The 20,423-nt window shown below is 60.5% G+C and carries 20 protein-coding genes; 10 read left to right on the top strand and 10 right to left on the bottom strand.

Translation table 11 applies throughout. The features are described from left to right. The 5 genes from hutH to BJ928_RS09305 form a co-directional block, all read right to left on the bottom strand. Complete coding sequence (gene hutH / locus BJ928_RS09325; protein ID WP_047631753.1) at positions 1-1,506, bottom strand: histidine ammonia-lyase; 1,506 nt, start codon at positions 1,504-1,506, stop codon at positions 1-3. Further along, positions 1,503-2,279 carry an ATP-binding cassette domain-containing protein gene (locus BJ928_RS09320; protein WP_047631754.1) on the bottom strand — a complete coding sequence of 259 codons (777 nt, stop codon included), beginning with the start codon at positions 2,277-2,279 and terminating at the stop codon, positions 1,503-1,505. Before BJ928_RS09320 ends, hutH begins: the two co-directional genes overlap by 4 nt. Positions 2,280-2,301: 22 nt before the next feature. Then, positions 2,302-3,006, bottom strand: a complete 705-nt coding sequence (locus BJ928_RS09315; protein ID WP_047631755.1) for an ABC transporter permease subunit — start codon at positions 3,004-3,006, stop codon at positions 2,302-2,304. Between the two features lie 10 nt (positions 3,007-3,016). Further along, positions 3,017-3,742 (bottom strand): ABC transporter permease subunit, encoded by a 726-nt coding sequence (locus tag BJ928_RS09310; RefSeq protein WP_047631756.1) that lies wholly within the window; start codon positions 3,740-3,742, stop codon positions 3,017-3,019. 101 nt (positions 3,743-3,843) lie between these two features. Further along, positions 3,844-4,683: a transporter substrate-binding domain-containing protein gene (locus BJ928_RS09305; protein WP_047631757.1), complete on the bottom strand. Its 840-nt coding sequence runs from the start codon at positions 4,681-4,683 to the stop codon at positions 3,844-3,846. A gap of 193 nt (positions 4,684-4,876) precedes the next feature. Between BJ928_RS09305 and hutC the strand changes: the two genes are divergently transcribed. Next, complete coding sequence (gene hutC, locus BJ928_RS09300; RefSeq protein ID WP_047631758.1) at positions 4,877-5,632, top strand: histidine utilization repressor; 756 nt, start codon at positions 4,877-4,879, stop codon at positions 5,630-5,632. 80 nt (positions 5,633-5,712) lie between these two features. On the opposite strand, the gene BJ928_RS09295 is transcribed toward hutC, so the two are convergent. After that, complete coding sequence (locus tag BJ928_RS09295; protein WP_047631759.1) at positions 5,713-6,063, bottom strand: hypothetical protein; 351 nt, start codon at positions 6,061-6,063, stop codon at positions 5,713-5,715. Positions 6,064-6,325: 262 nt separating this feature from the next. Here BJ928_RS09295 and BJ928_RS09290 point away from each other — a divergent pair, with 262 nt between their 5' ends. Then, on the top strand, positions 6,326-6,583 hold the full coding sequence (locus BJ928_RS09290; RefSeq protein ID WP_047631760.1) for a hypothetical protein: 258 nt from the start codon (positions 6,326-6,328) through the stop codon (positions 6,581-6,583). Positions 6,584-6,638: 55 nt separating this feature from the next. Here the strand turns inward: BJ928_RS09290 and BJ928_RS09285 are convergent, their stop codons facing one another. Then, positions 6,639-7,076 carry an Lrp/AsnC family transcriptional regulator gene (locus BJ928_RS09285; RefSeq protein ID WP_047631933.1) on the bottom strand — a complete coding sequence of 146 codons (438 nt, stop codon included), beginning with the start codon at positions 7,074-7,076 and terminating at the stop codon, positions 6,639-6,641. 140 nt (positions 7,077-7,216) lie between these two features. Here BJ928_RS09285 and BJ928_RS09280 point away from each other — a divergent pair, with 140 nt between their 5' ends. After that, the gene (locus tag BJ928_RS09280) at positions 7,217-8,266 is read left to right on the top strand and encodes an ornithine cyclodeaminase (RefSeq protein WP_047631761.1); all 1,050 of its coding nucleotides are present in this window, start codon (positions 7,217-7,219) and stop codon (positions 8,264-8,266) included. Positions 8,267-8,328: 62 nt separating this feature from the next. Here the strand turns inward: BJ928_RS09280 and BJ928_RS09275 are convergent, their stop codons facing one another. Further along, positions 8,329-9,648: an MFS transporter gene (locus BJ928_RS09275; protein WP_047631762.1), complete on the bottom strand. Its 1,320-nt coding sequence runs from the start codon at positions 9,646-9,648 to the stop codon at positions 8,329-8,331. 237 nt (positions 9,649-9,885) lie between these two features. On the opposite strand from BJ928_RS09275, the gene BJ928_RS09270 reads away from it, so the two are divergent. Both BJ928_RS09270 and BJ928_RS09265 read left to right on the top strand, forming a co-directional pair. Continuing rightward, entirely contained in the window at positions 9,886-10,770 is an 885-nt protein-coding gene (locus BJ928_RS09270) for a LysR substrate-binding domain-containing protein (protein WP_120296490.1), read from the top strand. A gap of 280 nt (positions 10,771-11,050) precedes the next feature. Beyond that, the gene (locus BJ928_RS09265) at positions 11,051-12,847 is read left to right on the top strand and encodes a PAS domain-containing sensor histidine kinase (RefSeq protein ID WP_047631934.1); all 1,797 of its coding nucleotides are present in this window, start codon (positions 11,051-11,053) and stop codon (positions 12,845-12,847) included. Between the two features lie 33 nt (positions 12,848-12,880). Here the strand turns inward: BJ928_RS09265 and BJ928_RS09260 are convergent, their stop codons facing one another. Further along, positions 12,881-13,345: an Lrp/AsnC family transcriptional regulator gene (locus BJ928_RS09260; RefSeq protein ID WP_047631764.1), complete on the bottom strand. Its 465-nt coding sequence runs from the start codon at positions 13,343-13,345 to the stop codon at positions 12,881-12,883. 124 nt (positions 13,346-13,469) lie between these two features. Between BJ928_RS09260 and alr the strand changes: the two genes are divergently transcribed. Together alr and BJ928_RS09250 are read left to right on the top strand one after the other, a co-directional pair. Further along, positions 13,470-14,603 (top strand): alanine racemase, encoded by a 1,134-nt coding sequence (alr, locus tag BJ928_RS09255; protein WP_047631935.1) that lies wholly within the window; start codon positions 13,470-13,472, stop codon positions 14,601-14,603. A gap of 30 nt (positions 14,604-14,633) precedes the next feature. Further along, positions 14,634-15,884: a D-amino acid dehydrogenase gene (locus tag BJ928_RS09250; protein ID WP_047631765.1), complete on the top strand. Its 1,251-nt coding sequence runs from the start codon at positions 14,634-14,636 to the stop codon at positions 15,882-15,884. Between the two features lie 60 nt (positions 15,885-15,944). On the opposite strand, the gene BJ928_RS09245 is transcribed toward BJ928_RS09250, so the two are convergent. Continuing rightward, positions 15,945-17,141, bottom strand: coding sequence for an MFS transporter (locus BJ928_RS09245; protein ID WP_047631766.1), 1,197 nt, complete (start codon positions 17,139-17,141; stop codon positions 15,945-15,947). 121 nt (positions 17,142-17,262) lie between these two features. On the opposite strand from BJ928_RS09245, the gene BJ928_RS09240 reads away from it, so the two are divergent. The 3 genes from BJ928_RS09240 (at position 17,263) to cobG (ending at position 20,421) form a co-directional block, all read left to right on the top strand. Further along, entirely contained in the window at positions 17,263-18,099 is an 837-nt protein-coding gene (locus tag BJ928_RS09240; RefSeq protein WP_047631767.1) for a helix-turn-helix transcriptional regulator, read from the top strand. Positions 18,100-18,162: 63 nt separating this feature from the next. After that, complete coding sequence (gene cobF, locus BJ928_RS09235; protein WP_047631768.1) at positions 18,163-18,939, top strand: precorrin-6A synthase (deacetylating); 777 nt, start codon at positions 18,163-18,165, stop codon at positions 18,937-18,939. A gap of 57 nt (positions 18,940-18,996) precedes the next feature. Then, positions 18,997-20,421 carry a precorrin-3B synthase gene (gene cobG / locus BJ928_RS09230; protein ID WP_052227716.1) on the top strand — a complete coding sequence of 475 codons (1,425 nt, stop codon included), beginning with the start codon at positions 18,997-18,999 and terminating at the stop codon, positions 20,419-20,421. Positions 20,422-20,423: the final 2 nt, after the last annotated feature.

Below are 20,423 nucleotides of genomic sequence, written 5' to 3'. Positions count from 1 at the left end.
TTATGCTCCACTCTCGATTTCGGCGGGCGGCGCGAACCCCGCAATCATCGTCCGCAACGCTTCCATATCCGCATTCAAGGGACGATCGTCGCCATAGATCGGCAGGCACGAACGAACAGCAGCATAGATGCGCCCGGTTCCCGGCGCCCTTGTGCCCTGCGAGACGAGAAAATCATGCGCCTGCGCCGCCGCCATCAGTTCGATCGCCAGGATATATTCCGCATTGTCGAGTATCGCGAGCAGCTTGTTCGCGGCAGCGGTCGGGTGCGCGAGAAAATCCTCCTGAAGACCGGAGGTCAGACCGCCGTCGAGCGATGCGGGCGCGGACAAACGCCTGTTGTCGTTGCTCAAGGCGGCAGCCGTGTATTGCGCAATCATGAAGCCTGAATGGCTGCCGGCGTCGCTCGCAAGAAACGGCGGCAGGCCGCTGACCAGCGGATTGACAAGACGGTCCATGCGGCGCTCGCTCATCGCCGATATCTGGGCGATGGCGATCGCCAGACTATCCGCCGCCAGTCCAAGGGCCGGGGCCACGGCGTGCGCTTCGGAAGAGACGATCGGTTGCTCGGGAGTACCCGAAACGGCTGGGTTGTCCGTCACCGAAGCAAGTTCCTGATCGACGATGCGCGCCGTCTGTTCGAAGACATCCCAGGCCGCGCCGTGCGCGTGGGGCACCGACCGCAGGCTCAAGGCATCCTGCGTCCGCCGTCCAAGGGCGGCAGCGACGAGGCCGCTGCCGTTCAGACGATTGCGCAATCTGCGGCCAACCTTGGCGATGCCCGACGATGGGCGCAGCGCGAGCACGTTTTCATCGAAAGCCGCCATTTGGCAGCCCACGGCTTCGAGCGTCAGGGCGGCGATGGCATCGGCCCAATCCAGCAGACGCTCGGCGCGGGAAACGGCAAGCGCGGATAATCCGGTGGCGCAGGCCGTGCCGTTGACGAGGCTCAGTCCTTCCTTGGCGCCGAGCACCAGGGGGCTGAGGCCGATCGCTGCAAGCGCTGAGGCACCGCTCATCGACTTGCCCTTCACGACGGCCCTGCCCTCACCGATCAGGACGAGCGCCACGTGAGCGTTGTGCGTGAGGTAGCCGGCAGATCCCTTCGACGGGACCTCGGGAATGCAGTCATGTTCGAGGAATGCAGCCAGATGCCGGACAATCTCGGGCCGCACGCCGGAATGGCCATGAGCGAAATTGGCAATCTGCGCCGCTATGATCGAGCGCACCTCACGGGCCGGCAACAGCACGCCGACACCGCAGGCATGGCTCAAGATGATGTTGCGCGACAGCCGGCTCTGCGAGTCACGGTCAACAACCGTATCGGACAAGGCGCCGACACCGGTATTGACGCCATAGGCACGCGCGCCCGTTTCGACGATCCGCTCGACAATGCGGCTTGCCTGGGCAACACGCTCCCAGGCAGCCTGCGAGAGGGAAAGCGGTTCGCCACCACTAACGCGCGCGACATCGCGCCAGGATAGAGGCTTGTCGATGGTGACTGTCATTGTCCGTTTCCGAAATGGCCGATGAACTGGCGGAAGGCCGGCGAGGCACCGCCACCGAACATTTCGTCCGGCGTGCCGCTGCTTTCCACGAGGCCTTCCTTCATGAAGACGACGCGGTTGGAAACGTTACGGGCAAAGCTCATCTCGTGAGTGACGACAAGCATCGTCGTGCCTTCTTCGGCAAGCGAACGCATGACGCGCAGCACTTCGCCGACAAGCTCCGGATCGAGCGCCGACGTCGGCTCGTCGAACAGCATGAGCTTCGGCTTCATGGCAAGCGCGCGGGCGATTGCCGCGCGTTGCTGCTGACCGCCGGAGAGATGGGCTGGATAGGCATGGCGCTTGTCGGCAATCCCGACCTTCTCCAGAAGCGCTTCTGCCTCGGCGATGCATTCGGCGCGCGGCCGCTTCAGGACATGCACCGGTCCCTCGATAATGTTTTGCAGGATGGTCATATGGGACCAGAGATTGAAGCTCTGGAACACCATACCGAGTTCCGAGCGGATATGATCCACCTGCTTGTGGCTTGCCGGATAGCTGCGACCGTTCTTGTGGATCATGCGGATCTGCTCGCCATCCACCCAGATCTCGCCATCCGTGGCAATTTCGAGGAGGTTGATACAGCGAAGGAAGGTCGATTTGCCCGAGCCGGAAGCACCGAGCAGCGAAATCACATCGCCGTCCTGGGCATCGAGGGAAATGCCGCGCAAGACTTCATGGTTGCCGAAGCTCTTGCGGATGTTGCGGACGGAAAGTCGGGTGACACCTGGCATGATTTGCCTGCTCCAGTAAGCTTTAGGCCTTCAGCGCCGGCGGAACGGCACGGCGATGGCGGGACAAGGAATATTCCAGCAGAGCCATGGCCTGCAGAATGACGAAATTCAGCACGAGGTAAATGATCGCGGCGCAGATGAAGACTTCCATCGTGCGATAGGTCTGCGAGATCAGACGCTGGGCAACGCCCGTAACCTCCCAGACCGTGACGAGGCTCGCAAGCGCCGTCGACTTCATCATCAGCACGATCTCGGTCGAATAGGCCGGCAGCGCGTGGCGGAAGGCGATCGGCGCAATGATACGGCGAACGAGCAGGAAACGTGACATGCCGATGGATCGCGCTGCCTCGATCTCCTTCGGCGAAACGGCGCGGATGCCGCCACGGAAGATTTCGGCAGAATAGCCGGCGGTGCAAAGCGCCAGCGACAGGATCGCGCAGACCACTGGCTCGCGCAGGAACGGCCAGAGGAACGAGTAGCGAATGATGGAGAACTGCGCCAGCCCGTAAAAGACCAGGAACATTTGGATCAGCAGCGGCGAACCGCGGAACACGAAGATGTAGCCCTTGGCAAAGCCGGACAGGATCGGGTTGCCGCTGACGCGCATGGCGACGATGACGAGCGCCAGAAGGCCGCCGAAGAAGATCGACAGGAAGAAAAGCAGAAGCGTCATTGGCACTGCCTTCAGCAGCGTGACCATCGTGCTCGAAAGGAAATCGAAATCCATGTCTTCCTCCTCAGGCCTGGCCGATCGTCGCAGCCGGCATGCTGCGATTGGCGCGACGTTCGGCCCTGTTGAAGATGCGATCCGACAGGCTGGTCAGGATGAGATAGAGAATGCCGCCGGCGATGAAGAAGAGGAAATACTGGCGCGTGGAACCCGCCGCTACCTGGCTGGTGCGCATCAGTTCGGCAAGACCGGTGACCGAGATCAACGCGGAATCCTTGAGGCTCAGCTGCCAGACATTGCCAAGGCCAGGAATGGCGTAGCGTATGACCTGCGGAATGATGATGCGCCGCAGGCGCAAGCCGCGATGCATGCCGATAGCCGAAGCCGCCTCAAGTTCGCCCTTGGAAATGGCAAGATAGGCGCCGCGGAAGACCTCCGCCTGATAGGCGCCGGAAATGATGCCGACGGCGAGCGCACCTGCTGCAAAGGATGGCAGGCCGAGGAAGCCGTCATAACCAAACCACTTGCCAATCGATGTCACCGCCGACGAGCCGCCGAAATAGATCAGATAGATGATCAGAAGCTCGGGAACGCCGCGGAAGATGGTGGTGTAGATATTGCCGAGTGTTTTCAGCACCAGGCTTCCGGAAAGTTTCGCGAAAGCAATGATCGCGCCCAGCACGGCCCCGATGGCCAAGGCGCTCGCGGTGACGGCAAGCGTCATCAAGGTGGCGACGAGCAGCAGCGCACCCCACCCGTTCGAGCCGAAGCCCAGCAGTTGCAAGCTTGCCATAGATCCAATCCCTGTCTGTGGCAGTTTCAAGCGTCAGGATATCATGCGGTCCCCGGCCGCAAAGCCGGAGACCGATAGTAAGGGCCCGAAGGCCGCTCCTATCATTGCGGGCTGACGTCGACCTTGAACCACTTCATCGACAGGGTCTTGACGGTACCATCGGCAAGCGCCGACTTGATCGCTTCGTTGAACTTGTCGCGCAGATCGGTGTCAGCCTTGCGGACGCCGAGACCTTCGCCCTCGCCCCAGATGGAGCCGACGATTTCCGGGCCGGTGAAGGCAAGCGTGTCGTTTGCACTGGCGAAAGTATTGCTGAAGTACACGGCATCGTCGAAGCCGAGATCGATACGGCCATTCTGCAAGTCGAGATCGCGGTCTGCGCCGGTCTTGTACTCGCGGATCGTGGCGACCGAACCGAAATTGTCATAAATGAATTTCGCATAGATCGTCGCGGCCTGAATGCCGATGGTCTTGCCCTTGAAGGCCTCTTTCAGAGCGTCGACTTCTTTGACACCGGTCTGGCCGGGAGTCATCTTGATCGTGGCGCCGGTGCCGGCGGCATTGGCGAGCGGGCTATCCTTGGCGGTTGCGAAGGCAGCAGGCGTAGCAGCGTAAGGGATGGTGAAGCCTATGACTTGCTTGCGCTCATCGGTAATCGACAGCGCATCCATGATCACATCGAACTTGCCGGCGTTGAGAGCCGGGATCATGCCGTCCCAGTCGGAAGCGACGAGCTTGCAGTCGATCTTGGCGCGCTCGCACAGAACCTTGGCGAGTTCCGGCTCGAAGCCGCCGAGCGTACCGTCGGCATTCGTCATGTTCCAGGGGGCGTAGGCACCTTCCAGGGTGATTGTCGCCGTCTTCCAGTCCTTGGCAACTGCCGGAGCCGCAAGAGCGGCCGCAGCCATGACGCCTGACAAGAGAATTGCACTGAATTTCATCGTGTAGAGCTCCTCTGAGGTTAAAGTAGGCCTTGCAGCACTTCCTACCGATCTTCGCCGGCTTGCCCGCTATCCCAACTAATTTTTAGGATTGATTGCGAGGTTGTATAGGGTACCATATGAGATAATTTATGATATGCAAGTGGGAAAGTTGTTTTCGAAGCAGATTCACCCGGTGCAAAGGGAATAGGCAATGAAGCGTTCCGGCGAGATGAGACGCGAACTGGCGGAAAACGATGCCGCGCCCCTTTATGCCGGCGTCAAGCAGATGATACTCGATCGCATTCATAGCGGTGAGTGGCCTCCAAAATATCGCGTTCCATCCGAAAACGAATTGGTGGTCGAGCTTGGCGTCAGCAAGATGACGGCCAATCGCGCCCTGCGTGAACTGGCCAGTGAGGGTGAGCTTGTCCGCATCCAGGGCGTCGGCTCCTTCGTCGCCGAGCGCAAAGGCGCATCGGCCCTGTTCGAGGTCCGCAACATTGCCGAGGAAATCGCCGAACGCGGCCATTCCCACCAGGCAAAGGTGATCGTGCTGGCGCGGGAAGCCGCATCACCCGACGTTGCCGACGCATTGGAACTCGATATCGGATCGCCGGTTTTCCATTCGCTGATCGTCCATAGCGAGAACGGCGTGCCCGTACAGATCGAGGACCGGCATGTTCACCCGGACGCCGCACCCGACTATCTGCAGCAGGATTTCACCGACATGACGCCGAACGCCTATCTTTCGTCCGTCGCCCCCTTGAGCGGCTCGGAACATGTGGTCGAGGCCATCATGCCGCAGGCCTGGGAGTGCAAGCTGCTGACGATCCTGAAGACCGAGCCCTGCCTGACGATCAGGAGGCGCACGTGGTCGGCGCGCGGCGTCGTTTCGACCGCAAGGCTGGTTTATCCCGGACATCGCTATCGACTGGAGAGCCAGAGCGGCAAGCCCGCGGATCGGTAAGTTGTATATGGAAGAAAAGCATACTGCTCTTCTGTCATTCGCAACGGCACGCCCGTTTCGCCACGTTTCGTCTGCGGCAACTACGAGATAAGGTGCTGCACGAGATCCATGAAGACCGCCCCCGACAGCAGGCCCGAAACCGTGGCGAGCACTTTCAGGATCGCACGCTCGATCCGCACATTCTTCGTCGGCAAGACCAATGCAAGCGCTTCACTCGCCGCCGCAACCGCTATGCACACCAGGGCGACGATCCGGCGGTCGTCCGGATAAGCCATGACGAACAGGAAACCCAGCAGGCCAAACGGAACCATGCTGTCGATGCTGGCCAGCGCCATGAACGGATATCGCGTCCTCACCGGCACGACTGTTGTCACGACAACCAGGCCGAGAAAAATCCATGCAAGAGTGTGAGCTAGCAGTGTGAGGTCCATGCGAAATCATAACAACAAGCCGCGAGTTTTCAAGCTGGTCGGCACGACCTGCGTCACGTACCGCACGGCTCTGTTGGCTGATGATCCATCTTCGTCTAAAAGAACGTCAAAATAGCGCCCAGTATCCAGCCATACCTCAACAAGGACAGTGTCTACCGCGAATGACAAAGCCAGGCCGCATTGGATATATCCGTGGCGCCGGCAGCTAACAGCGTAATATACTTTTGCCGACATCCCCCAACAAACGCCACAGGGTCAAACAATGTCTGATACCAATTCAGCGCCGCAGCCAGCCACCTGGCGCATCGTAACGGCGGCCGTCCTCGATTTCCTGACCGCATTCTTCGTTTTTGGCTATGGCATTGCGTCGGTCCTCGGCGGCAGGACGGAGGGCGGCTTCCAGCTCAACGGCCTTCCAGCCCTGCTGCTCTTTGCCCTCATCATCGCCTATTTCATCCTGTTCAACCGCTTTCTGGGCGGTACCCTATGGAAGAGGATACTACGCGCGCGCCGCTCGTAAACAGGCCCTGCACCGACCAACCCGTTACGATCGGCAGCCTTGAAGCTGCAGCCGATCACAGGCTGCTGAGCAACAGGCTGGTTTCGCTGTTGGCGACACCATCGATCATCCGCACCTCGCGTAACACACGGTCGAAGTCCGACAGGCTGGTTGCGCGGATATTGGCGACCAGATCCCAATTGCCGTTGGTCGTATGCAGCGAATAGATTTCCGGCAGGCCGCGCAGCTTGCGGATGACCTGGGTGGTCGATTTTCCGACTACTTCGATCATCATGACGGCGTGAACCGTCTGCTCGTCATAGTCTTCGCGCACCCGTACGGTGAAGCCGAGCAGCGTGCCGGTCTCGATCAACCGGTCCAGCCGGTTCTGCACCGTGCCGCGCGCCACCCCCAGGGCATCCGACAGTTTGGAGAGCGAAGCACGGCCATCGGCGCGCAGATGGGCGATGATACGCCGGTCGAGGTCGTCGGGAATATATTTGGCGAGGGTCATCGCAATCCTGGTCTTGTCTATTTCGTCAAAATTTCTGGGCAATTTGTGCAAACCCATACCAGAACTGGCACAGTTTTGCGATTTCAGTCAATCGATCCGCTTGGTACCCTATGGGAAATAATCTTATCGAGGATACGAGAATGCCCGCACCGCTCCCATCGGAAAGAGCTTTCATCCCCTTCGTCAGTGTCGAGAACATGATGCGGCTCGTGCATCACGTTGGCATCGAAACGGTGCTCGTCGAACTCACGGACGCCGTCGAAGCGGATTTTCGTCGCTGGGACCTGTTCGACAAGACGCCCCGGGTCGCCTCCCATTCGCATGACGGCGTCATCGAACTGATGCCGACCTCGGATGGGGCCGTCTACAGCTTCAAATATGTAAACGGCCATCCGAAGAACATGGCGCAGGGGCTGCAGACGGTAACTGCCTTCGGCCTGCTGGCGGAAGTCTCGACCGGCTACCCGGTGCTGCTGACGGAAATGACGCTGCTGACGGCACTGCGCACGGCGGCAACCTCCGCGATGGCGGCAAGACATCTGGCACCCGCCAATTCGCGCCGCCTCACCCTGATCGGCAATGGCGCGCAGGCCGAATTCCAGGCGCTGGCGATGAAGGCGGTGCTCGGCATCGAGGAAGTCCGCCTCTACGACATCGACCCGCGGGCGACGGAAAAGACCCTTCGCAATCTTGCCGGGACGGGACTGCGGCTCGTGCCCTGCACTTCGGCCCAGGCTGCCATCGAAGGCGCCGACATCATCACGACCTGCACGGCCGACAAGCAGTACGCCACGATCCTCACCGACAACATGGTCGGCGCCGGCGTCCACATCAACGCCATCGGCGGCGACTGCCCCGGGAAGACGGAACTTCACCGCGACATCCTGCTGCGTTCCGATACCTTCGTCGAATATCCGCCGCAGACCCGCATCGAAGGCGAGATCCAGCAGATGGACCCGGACTATCCCGTCACCGAACTCTGGCAGGTTGTGAGCGGCCGTGCCAAGGGCCGCAGCAGCGACAGGCAGATCACGCTGTTCGACAGCGTCGGCTTTGCGATCGAGGATTTTTCCGCGCTGCGCTATGTCCGCGAAAAGCTTCAAGGCACGGACTACTTCCAGAAGCTCGATATCATCGCCGATCCGGACGACCCGCGCGATCTCTTCGGCATGCTTCAGCGCGCAGCCTGATCAAAAGCAGTGGCGGCCGCCTTCGCGCCGCCACCACCTGTCATTCTTCACATCGGCTGATTTCAGCCCTTGCTGCCGGAGGCAACGAACTCCGGCTCGCGCACGCGGCCGTTCAACGAGAAGGCCAGCAGGGCCGACAGCAGCATCAACGCCCCGACGATGAACATCGGCAATTCATAAAGGCCGGTCGCATCCTTGACGACGCCGGTCACATAGGGTGCGGCAAAGCCGGCGATGTTGCCGATCGTGTTGATCAGGGCGATACCCGCCGCAGCCGCCGGCCCGGTCAGAAAGCGGGAGGGAATGGCCCAGAAATTCGGTAGTGCTGAAAAGATCGCGCAGGCCGTCAACGTGATCATGACGATCGTCGCCTCAGGCGAGCCCATATAGAGGGCAGCCGGAATACTGAAGGCGCCGATCAGGGCGGGAATGCCGATATGCCAGGGCCGCACGCCGCGCCTTGATGCATCACGGCTCCAGAAGAACAAGGCAACCGCCGCCGGCAGATAGGGAACGGCGGTAATCAGCCCCTTGTCGAAGACATCGAATTTGGCGCCGAATTTCGTCTCGAAGCCGGCAATGATCGTCGGCAGGAAGAAGGCCAGAGCATAGAGGCCGTAGATCAGGCCGAAATAGATGACCGATAGCAGCCACACCCGACCATCCGTCAAGGCAAGACCGGTCATTTTGCCATGCGCGGCCGCCTTTGCCTTTTCCTCGCCGGCAAGCTCCCTGTTCAGCCAATCCTTCTCGGACTGCGTCAACCACTTCGCATCATCGGGCCGATCTGCAAGATAGAACCAGGTGACGATACCGATGACGATGGCCGGGACTGCAACGCCGAAGAACATGACGCGCCAGCCTTCCATCCCGAACAGGCCGTGCATCTGGATCAGCATTGCCGCAAAGGGTGCGCCGATGACCGTCGTGAGCGGTTGGGCGAGATAGAACAGGGCCAGGATCTTGCTGCGATGCTTGGCCGGCACCCACATGCTCAAGAATAGAATGGCGCCGGGGAAGAAACCGGCTTCGGCAACGCCGAGCAGGAAGCGCAGTACATAAAGCTCCGTTGCGCTCGATACCCAGGTGAAGAGCAGCGCGACGATGCCCCAGCTGACCATGATGCGGGCAAGCCAGCGGCGCGCACCATATTTGTGGAGCGCGAGATTGCTAGGAATCTCGAGAACGATGTAGCCGAAGAAGAAGATGCCGGCGGCAAAGCCGAACTGCGCAGCCGTCAACGCCAGATCCGTCGTCATGCCGTTCGGCCCGGCGAAGGAAATCGCCGTGCGGTCAAGGAAGTTGATGAAGAACATTAAGGCGATGAACGGCACCAGCCGTTTCGAAACCTTTGATATGGCCGAGCGCTCGACCTGTGACATTTCCTGAATTTTGGGCTGCAATGGAAATCCCTCCCCCGTCCTCAAATCTTCGCGGCACAGCGATCCGCTTGCGTCGCGGACAGAACGGAAACTCCGATTTCCCCTCCAATTCCCGCCCACGGCCGCATGCGCCTTCGAGTGACCTTGATCTCTAGCGGGATGGACAAGCCGCAAGCAAACGATTTAATCTCCCCATCATGTGAGGAAAAATCACATCACCAATAGCGGAATCGAATAGTGAGCGGCCCTCTTCCATCATTGAACGCACTGAAGGCATTCGAAGCGACCGCAAGGCACAGGTCGATGAGCTTGGCGGCCGACGAGCTCTGCGTCACGCATGGCGCAATCAGCCGGCACATACGCGGCCTCGAGGAGACGCTCGGCGTCATCCTCGTCACCCGCCGGGCGCATTCGACGGAACCGACTCCCGAAGGATTGCGGCTGGCCGAAGGGCTTGCGAGCGCTTTTGGCCTGATGCAGGCAAGTGTCGAGCGCGTCCGCCCGAGCCCGCTGACGCTCTCCTGCTCCTCCTCGATCATGATGGGCTGGATCATTCCGCGCATCGGACAGTTTCATGAACGGCATCCGCACATCGCCCTTCAGTTCAATATGAACTACGATCAGATCGATTTTGTGCGAGACAAGATCAGCCTTGCGATCCGCTCAAGCGTCATCGACCCGCCGAAAGATGCGATCATCCGGGAATTGGGTGGTGAGGCGATCGGCCCGGTCTGCTCGCCGGAATATCTGAGCCGCTCCGGCATTCTCTGTCCCGATGATTTGCAGCGTGCGGCGATTCTTTCCACGCAAACGCGGCCGCAAGCCTGGAATGACTGGCAGACCATTGCCGGACAGGCGGACCTGCATCTGACGCCCCAAGCCGCATTCGATCATTTCTATCTTCTGATCCAGGCAGCCGCCTGCGGCCTCGGCATGGCGGTGGTGCCGCAGATGCTGGTCCTGGATCAGCTCGCCTCCGGACGGCTGGTGGCGCCTTTCGGCTTCCTACCGGGCCCCCGTCGCATGGTGCTCTGGATCGCGCCGCATATTGCCGGCAGGCCGGATGCCCTGGCGCTCGAAAAATGGCTGACAGCGGAAATGCACGCACGACCGGACACCTGATCGCTGCGGGCAGACCGGCAGCAAATCGATGCTCATGCAAAGTCAAAACGGCGATTTACTAGGGCTTGCGATCGCAGCGAACGATCTACTGTAGTATCTTCTTATGTTATTTAAAATACTTTAGAATCGGCGAATTTTCTCTCTGCACTCCGCGACGGGGAATATGCTATGAGTCCTCGCGAGCATGGGCGGAACCCAAGCATCCTTTAAAGGATGACTGTCGCTCAAGAGAGGATGCATGCTGAATATCGTGCCCGAACTGGCAAGTCACACCAACGAGATGGCAGCGCTTATCTCTGGCTTCGACTGGGCGGCGACCAGTCTCGGGCCAAAATCGGCATGGCCCGCATGCCTGACAGCAGCCGTCGATATCATGCTCTCCGCCCAAGCCCAGATCGTCATGTTCTGGGGCGAGGATTTCGTCGCTCTTTACAACGACGCCTATGCACCGACGATCGGCGACAAGCATCCTCAGGCCCTGGGGCATCCCGCACGAGAAAACTGGGCTGAACTCTGGAGCGATCTCGAACCGCTTCTGCGCTCCGTGCTTCATGAAGGCCAGACGGTCGTTGCCAAGGATCGCCCCTTCTACATCGAGCGTTACAGCTACCCCGAAACGGTTTACTTCGACATTTCCTACTCGCCCGTTCGCGATATCGACGGCAAGGCGCTGGGCGTCTTCTGTATCGTCAATGAAACGACGGAACGTGTTCGGTCGGAACAGGCGCTGCGTGAAAGCGAGGAGCGGTTCCGCGCCGTCATCTCGCAATCGGCAACGGGAATTGCGCAATGCGAGCTCGATGGCCGCTTCGTTCTTGTGAACGAGCGCTTCTGCGAGATTGTCGGCTACTCCGAGACCGAACTTCTCGAAATGCGGATGCACGACATCACCTATCCGGACGATCTGCGCGAGAACAACCGCATGTTCGAAACGATGATGGCGACCGGCGAAAACTTCGAAATCGAGAAACGCTATGTCCGTAAGGACGGTAGCCTCGTCTGGGTAGCGAACTCCGTTTCCGGCGTGCGGGACAGTTCGGGGCGCATCGAACGGGTCGCCGGCGTCATAACCGATATCAGCGAGCGCAAACGCATTCAGGAGGTCGAACGGCGGCTGGCGGCCATCATCGCCTCGTCGGACGATGCGATCCTCAGCACCGACCTCAAAATGGTGATCACCAGTTGGAATATCGGGGCCGAACGGCTTTACGGCCATTCGGCCGAAGAGGCCATCGGCCAATCGGTGATGATGCTCGTTCCGGAGGATCGTAGCGAAGAGGAGCCGGCAATCCTCGCCCAGATCCGCGCAGGCCAGAAGGTCGAACCCTACGAAACCAAGCGCCGCCGCAAGAATGGCGAGCTTGTCGACGTGCTCCTCAGTGTTTCCCCGATCTACGACGCCTATGGGCGCATCATCGGGGCATCGAAGATCGCGCATGACATCAGCGCCAAGAAGGAAGCCGAACGCCTGCAGACGGTGCTGGCGGGCGAGCTCAATCATCGCGTCAAGAACGTGCTTGCGACCGTCATGGCCATCGCACGTCAGACCCTCGGCCGAGACGACGTGGACAAGACATCCGTCGAGACATTCGAAGCAAGGCTCGCCTCGATGGCGCGTGCCCATGATCTGCTGATCCACGGCCAATGGGAGCAGGCGGAATTGACCGCTGTCATCGCCCAGGCATTGTCTCCTTATCCGAAGGATCGGTTCGAGATTTCCGGACCGGCGATCAAGCTTGCGCCAAGAGCCGTCGTCTCGATATCGCTTGCGCTGCATGAACTTGCGACAAACGCCGCCAAATACGGCGCACTTTCAGTGGCGGATGGGCGCGTTGCGATCACCTGGTCCGTGGAAACGGGCGAGGCCGACCGTCTCAAATTGCGTTGGCAGGAAACGGGAGGGCCGATCGTACAGCCGCCGACCCGCAAGGGCTTCGGCTCCCGGCTGATCGAAAGCCTGCTGGCGGCCGAATTGAACGGCAAGGTCCATATCGGCTATGAGCCGAGCGGCTTGATCTGCGAGGTCGATGCTGCCGCAGGCATCGGCTGGGATCAGACGCGCAACACGGCGGAGTGAGATCGCCCCGGGCCCTGACACTATAGGCAACATTTAACGCGGCCCCTTGGGCCGCGTCGCCAGTACATTGCGGATCGAGAAGCTCGAATGTATCCGCAGCACTCCGGGCATGGTCGACAGAATATCCTTGTGAATGCGCTCGAAATCGCCGGGATTGGCAACCTCGACGCGCAACAGATAGTCGGAGCCGCCCGTCATCAGAAAACATTCCTTGATCTCGGGATGCTTGCGTACCGCCGCCTCGAAGCGATCAAGGTGTTCCTCCGTCTGCCGCTCGAGCGTGATGTTGATAATGACAGCAATCGACGCCTCCGCCTGGGAAGTGTCCACAAGCGCCGTATAGCCCCGGATCACACCCGCCTGCTCCATCAGTTTGATACGCCGCAGGCAGGCCGATGGCGACAGCCCAACCTCACTTGCAAGTTTGGCATTGCTGACGCGAGCATCAAGGCGAAGCAGGCGGAGAATATTGCGATCGATCGCATCGAGAGCAGCCATGCAGATTCTTTCAAAAATTCGCCGATAATTTCAATATGAACGCAACTACACAATAATCAATCACTATTCGCTAGGCAATTTCACGATCGTTTCAATAATCTGCGCCGGAAAGATGGAGGTTGATATGAACGGCGGCATGATGGATTTCCGGGCGCCCAAACTGGCGTTGGAGAGCGGGGCTTGTGGTTATCTGACCATCGATCTCGACGCTTTGTGCCGCAACTATGAGACGCTTTCCTCCATCGTCGCGCCCGCTCGCACAGCCGCGGTCGTGAAGGCCGATTCCTATGGCCTCGGCGCCGCGCAGGTCTCCAGAACCCTTTATGATCGTGGCTGCCGGCATTTCTTCGTCGCTCATTTCATCGAGGCGTTGCGGTTGCGTCCGCAACTGCCTGGCGACGCAACGATCTTCGTGCTGAACGGCCTGCTGCCCGGCAACGAAGCCACATGTGCCGATGGCGGCATTGTGCCTGTCATCAACTCTCTCGAACAGCTGCAGCAATGGGCCGAAACCGCATGCGCGCTGCGGCGCAAGCTTCCGGCGGTCTTGCAGTTCGACACGGGCATGTCGCGACTTGGAATACAGCCGGAAGACAGAAACGCGGTCGCGGATCATTTGCGGACATCCGAGCATCTCGAGATCCTGTTCATCATGAGCCATCTCGCGTCGGCGGATGAAGTCGACAACACGCAAAATGCCGACCAGCTTGCCGAAATGCATCGCGTCTCGGCCGAATTCCCCGATTACGATGTCTCCTTCGCGAACTCAGGCGGCATTTTCCTCAGCGAGGATTTTCACGGCGTGCTGGCCCGGCCGGGCATCGCTCTTTATGGCGGCACCGCGACGAGTGACGTTGCCAACCCTATGGAAGCCGTCGTTCGGCTCGATGTCGCCGTCGTGCAGACGCGAACCGTTCCGGAAGGCGCCCGCGTCGGCTACGGCGGCGTGCATGTGACGAAGGGCGAGACCCGGCTTGCGACGATCGCCGCCGGCTATGCCGACGGCCTTCCGCGCAGCCTCAGCGATCGCGGCGCGGTCTATTACAACGGCGTTCGCCTACCGATCGTCGGCCGCGTGTCGATGGACAGCACAACAATCGATATCAGCGCTCTGCCCGAAGGCACTCTCTCCTTCGGAAGCATGGTGGAGGTTCTCGGAGACCATCAGACCCTGGATGATCTCGCGCGCGATGCCGGCTTGATTTCCTATGAAATCCTGACCAGTCTCGGCCATCGCTTCCACCGTCAATATCGCTGACCTTCCAAAGCTCATTTCTCTGAGGACATCATGAAAGTCGTCGTTCTGGGTGCCGGTATCATCGGCGTGACATCTGCGTATCAGCTTGCCAAGGCGGGCCATGAGGTCACGGTCATCGACAGGCAGCAGGGGCCGGCGCTGGAAACGAGCTTTGCCAATGCCGGCGAAGTCTCCTTCGGCTATTGCTCGCCCTGGGCCGCTCCCGGCATTCCGATGAAGGCGATCAAGTGGCTGTTCATGCACCACGCGCCGCTCATCTTGCGCCCGAAGGTCGATGGCGCCATGCTGTCTTGGCTCGTCAAGATGCTGTCGAACTGCACCTCGGAGCGCTATGCGATCAACAAGAGCCGCATGCTGCGCCTTGCCGATTACAGTCGCATTTCGCTCGCCCAGGTTCGCGAAGAGACCGGCATCGCCTATGACGAACGCATGCAGGGCACGCTGCAGCTTTTCCGAACGCATCATCAGCTCGACGCGTCGGCCAAGGACGTCAAAGCCCTGGCCGCCGACGGCATCCCCTATGAAGTGCTCGATCCCGATGGCTGCATTCGCGTCGAGCCGGCACTCAGGCATGTCCGGGAGAAAATCGTCGGCGGCTTGCTGACGCCGAAGGACGAGACCGGCGACTGTTTCAAGTTCACCAACGCGCTTGCGGCAAAGGCGGTCGAGCTCGGCGTGAATTTCCAGTACGGCACGACGATCAAGGCGCTCGACATCCAGGGCGGGCAATCGCGCGCCGTCATGACCGATCGCGGACGCGTGGACGCCGATGCGATCGTCGTCGCTCTCGGCAGCTATTCGCCGCTCCTGCTGAAGCCGCTCGGCATCAGCCTCTCCGTCTATCCGGTCAAGGGCTATTCGCTGACGATCCCGATCACCGATGCCTCGCGCGCACCGGAATCGACCGTCATGGACGAAACCTACAAGATCGCGATCACTCGCCTCGGCGATCGCATCCGCGTCGGCGGCATGGCGGAAATCTCCGGCTATACCAACGATCTCGGCCTTGCCCGACGCCAGACGCTCGAACATTCCGTCACCGATCTCTTCCCCGGCGGCGATGTCGCCAAGGCCTCCTTCTGGTCGGGCCTGCGGCCGATGACGCCGGATGGGACGCCGGTCATCGGGCCGACGAAGATCAAGGGGTTGTTCCTCAATACCGGCCACGGCACGCTCGGATGGACCATGAGCTCCGGCTCGGCGCGCGTCATCAGCGACCTCGTCAGCGGCCGCAAACCTGATATCGACGCGACCGACCTCGCCATCAGCCGCTACGCCTGACAAGCAGGATTTTCGATGAGCCATGAGAAAGGCGGCGGGCCCATTGCCCGCCGCTTTCGATCAATGCCGCGGAATTCGCGGCAGGAAGATCGTGAACAATCCCAAGAGCGGCAGATAAGAGCAGATCGTGTAGACGAACGGGATGCCGCGCGCATCGGCAAAATCGCCGAGCCACGCCGCGCCAAGCCCGCCGGCGCCGAAGGCGAAGCCGAAGAAGATGCCGCCGATAAGGCCGACACGGCCGGGGATCAACTCCTGCGCAAAGACCACGATCGCCGGGAAGGCCGAGGCAAGCACGAGGCCGATGATAACGGTCAGGACGCAGGTCCAGAACAGGTTCGCATAGGGCATCAGCAGCGCGAACGGGATGACGCCGAGGATCGAGAACCAGATCACGAAGCGCGCACCCAACCGGTCGCCCACCGGACCGCCCATGATCGTGCCGACAGCGACGGAGCCGAGGAAGAGGAACAGCATCAGCTGCGCGTCACGAACATCGAGATGGAACTTGTCGATAACGTAGAAGGTGAAGTAGCTGGAGATGCTCGCCATATAGACGTTCTTCGTCGCCGTCAGCAGGATGAGGATCGCGAGCGCCCACATTGCCTTGTTGCGCGCGATCGGCAAGGCGCGGCTCGGTGCGGGGCGAGCCGATTGCTGACGTCGATGATTGATGAACCAGGTGCCGACCCAGCTCAAAACGATGAAGCCGATAACGGCAAGCACGGAAAGCCACGCCACACTCTTCTGACCGTGCTGGAGAACGAAGAAGGCGGCAATCAACGGCCCGATTGCCGAACCGGCATTGCCGCCCAGCTGGAAGAGCGATTGCGCCAGACCGTGGCGCCCGCCGGACGCCAGACGGGCCACGCGCGATGCCTCCGGATGGAAGATGGCCGAGCCGAAGCCGATCAGGCTTGCGGCGATCAGAAGCACGCCGAAACTGCTGGCGTAACCGAGCAACAGCAGGCCCGCAAAGGTGCTGACCATGCCGGCCGGCAGCGAATAGGGCATCGGCCATTTGTCGGTAACGATGCCGACCACCGGCTGCAGCAGCGATGCCGTGATCTGGAACATCATCGTCAGCAGGCCGATCTGCACGAAATCGAGCGCATAATTCTCCCTGAACATCGGGTAGAGCGACGTTAAAAGCGACTGCATCGTGTCGTTCAGCAGATGGCAGGTGCTGACCGCCATAACGATCGACATCGTCGTCTTTTGATATCGGGCCTGCGTGCCCGAAACTTCCGCAACCATGAGGGGGAATCCTTCCTGTGCCGGCAAGATTTGCCAAGCATATGACTTGCTCCGCCTTTAACACGTCTTGCGAGTGTCCTTCTTTCGTGTTTTGGTCCAATAGTTTCTCGATTGGGCCAAAATGGAAAAGCTATCGAAACAGTTGCTGGCGACCCTCGACGACGATCATGTTCGCAACATGCGCTGGATGGAGGAGTCGCCTGCCGATGTGCTCGTCCATAGTGCCGAGCCGCCGCAGGGCTACATCGTTCCCTGGCATCATCACCGCCGCACGCAATTGCTGTGCATTTTCTCAGGCGTCGCGCTGATCATGACAGCGCGCGGCCGCTGGATGGTGCCGCCGGGCCATGCCCTCTTCATCCCCGTTGGGCTCGAGCATTCGATCGAGATTCTGAGCGATGTCAGCATGAAATCCGTCTACGTGACGCCACGCAGCCAGCCGCCGAAGGATGAAGCGCCGCGCGTCGTCGAAGTGACGGATCTCGCGCGCAGCCTGCTGCTGGAGGCCATTCGGCTGCGGGAAGCACCCGTCAGCCATCGCAAGGCCAAGCTCGTCCTCTCCCTGCTCGTCGAAGAGATAGCAACCCTGCAGGAACGTCCGCTCGGCCTCCCCTTCCCGTCCGATCGCCGTCTAACGGCACTCTGCCGAGACTATCTCGCCAATCCATCGCCCAACGCCAGGCTGGACGACTGGGCCGAGAAGCTTTCCGTGAGCCGCCGCACCTTCACCAGGCAGTTCCGCAAGGAAACCGGCATCAGCTTCACGACATGGCGCCAGCAGGCGAGCGTCTTTGCCTGCCTGCCGCAGCTTGCCGAGGGCCAGCCCGTGACCAATGTGGCCCTCGAAGCCGGCTATGAAAGTGTGGCCGCCTTCACCACCATGTTCCGGCGCATGCTCGGCACCTCGCCGCGCACCTACATGGCCAATCGCTGGACCTTCGACCGGCCATCCGCTTGAACGGCCGCTCTTGAAATGATCGGGCGCTTCCGGCAAACAGCGCCTAGGAATGAGGGGAAGCATATGCGGCATATTCATATCGTCGGTATCGGCACGGGAAATCCCGAACATCTGACCGTGCAGGCGATCAATGCGCTGAATACAGCCGATGTCATCCTCATCCCCAGCAAGGGCGCAACCAAGAGCGAGCTTGCCGATGTCAGGCGCGAGATCTGCCAGCGCTATGTCACCAATAAAGCCACGCGCTTCGTGGATTACGATGTGCCCTTGCGCCAGACGACGGACCGCAGCTATGTGCAGAGCGTCGATGAGTGGCATGAGGCGATTTCCGCGACCTACGAGCGGCTGTTTCTGGAGCACCTGACGGAAAGCCAGAGTGCTGCCTTCCTCGTCTGGGGAGATCCGGGCCTTTACGACAGCACGTTGCGCATTCTCGAGCGCGTCGTCGCTCGGGGAAATGTTGCCCTCGATTACAGTGTTGTTCCCGGCATCACCAGCATCCAGGCGCTGACAGCGAGCCATCGCATCCCCCTCAACCTCGTCGGCAAGCCGGTGCAGATCACCACCGGCCGGCGCCTGGCCGAGAGCTTTCCAGGCGTTGCCGAAACGGCAGTCGTCATGCTCGACGGCGAGCAGGCCTTCAGCAAGATCGAAGACCCCGACGCCTATATCTATTGGGGAGCCTATCTCGGCACCAAGGATGAGATTATTATCTCTGGCAAACTTGCCGACGTTTCCGAGCGCATTCTTGCTGTTCGGGCAGAGGCTCGCGCCCGGCACGGATGGATCATGGATATTTACCTCATGCGCAAGGGGCAGGATTTCGACGACCTCGCATAAAAGCCAAATGCCAAATCGTTTGCCCGCCGATCCGGTTTGTGCAAGGAAATGTCCCTTATGAAGGGCAGTCTTATGGTTGCGGCCGATGCTGAGACAATGATGGAACAGGTGAGCCTCTCGCGGGAGAAGGCCGATCGTCACGGTGTCACATCGGCTCTGCCTTCCACGGTTCGCGGTGCCTGTCCTTCCTTGAGCGCACCGATGCAGACGGGCGACGGTCTGCTGGTGCGCCTGCGGCCATCGACGCCAGGCCTGACGGTTCAGCAGTTTCGCGCCCTGGCCGAAGCGACCGAAAAGCACGGTAACGGCCTGATCGAGATCACCGCTCGCGGCAATCTCCAACTGCGTGGCATGACACCCGACAGCATGGCCGGACTGGCTGCCGACATCGACCGAACCGGCATCGTGCCGGAGAGCGGCGTCGCCATCGAAGTCCCGCCGCTCAGCGGCGTCGATCCCTCGGAAATTTCTGATGCGCGCGCGCTGGCTCAACGCCTGCGGAACGCCATTGACACTCTTCATCCCAAACCGCTGCTGGCGGCAAAGCTCGCCATCATCATCGATGGCGGCGGCCGGCTCACGCTCGACGAACTTACGGCGGATATCCGACTGAAGGCCATCGACATCGCTGTGGGTCAAATGTGGACGCTCTGCATCGCTGGGACGCAGGCATCCGCAACCCCGCTTGCCACTCTGTCCCCGGAGCAGGCAATTGCCGGAGCCGTCGCGCTGATCAAGGCTCTCGCCGCAATCGGACCTCGTGCCCGCGGCCGCGATCTCGATGCCGCATCCCTGCAAGCACTGTTTTCCGCCCCTCCCGGCCCTACCCACCACGAAACCATCCCGCTTGCTTCACCTGTCGGCATCATCCCGTTCGGCAAGGAACAATTCGCTCTTGGCCTACGTCCCGCCTTCGGTCAGATCCACGCCCAAGACCTCGTCCGCTTTCTCGACGTAGCCGAGCTGGCCGGAGTGCACGAAATCCGGACGGGACCCGAACACAGCCTGTTGCTGCTCGGCCTGCCCCGTAAGCGCCTTGAGGACATCGTGGCCGTCGCAGCCGCCTGCGGTTTGCAGACCCGTGCAGACGATCCCGCAAACTATGCGATCCCTTGCGCGGGAAGCGGTGCGTGTGCCTCGGCCCACTATGCAACAAAGCAGGCAGCCGTCGATCTGGTCGATGTAGGAGCCGAACTGCTTGACGGTTCGCTCAAGGTGCATCTGTCCGGCTGCATGAAAGGCTGCGCCCACCCGTCCCCGGCAATGCTCACCATCGTCGGTGCTGCAACAGGCTATGCTATTGTCGTAAATGGGTCATCATCATCAGAGCCCGTGGCTTACATCGGCAAGGAAAGACTGAAATCGGCACTGGCCACGCTCGGGGAACTGGTACGAAACAACAAAGCTGCTGGCGAATCGGCGCAGCAGTGTCTTAAACGGCTCGGCCGGGACGCAATCGCGACGGCTTTACGACAGGGATAAAA

The organism is Rhizobium sp. WW_1 (assembly GCF_003610155.1).
Classification (GTDB): Bacteria; Pseudomonadota; Alphaproteobacteria; order Rhizobiales; family Rhizobiaceae; genus Rhizobium; species Rhizobium tropici_A.
The sequence above is the reverse complement of the archived record's forward strand: the minus strand, read 5'-3'. Positions and strand labels throughout refer to the sequence as shown.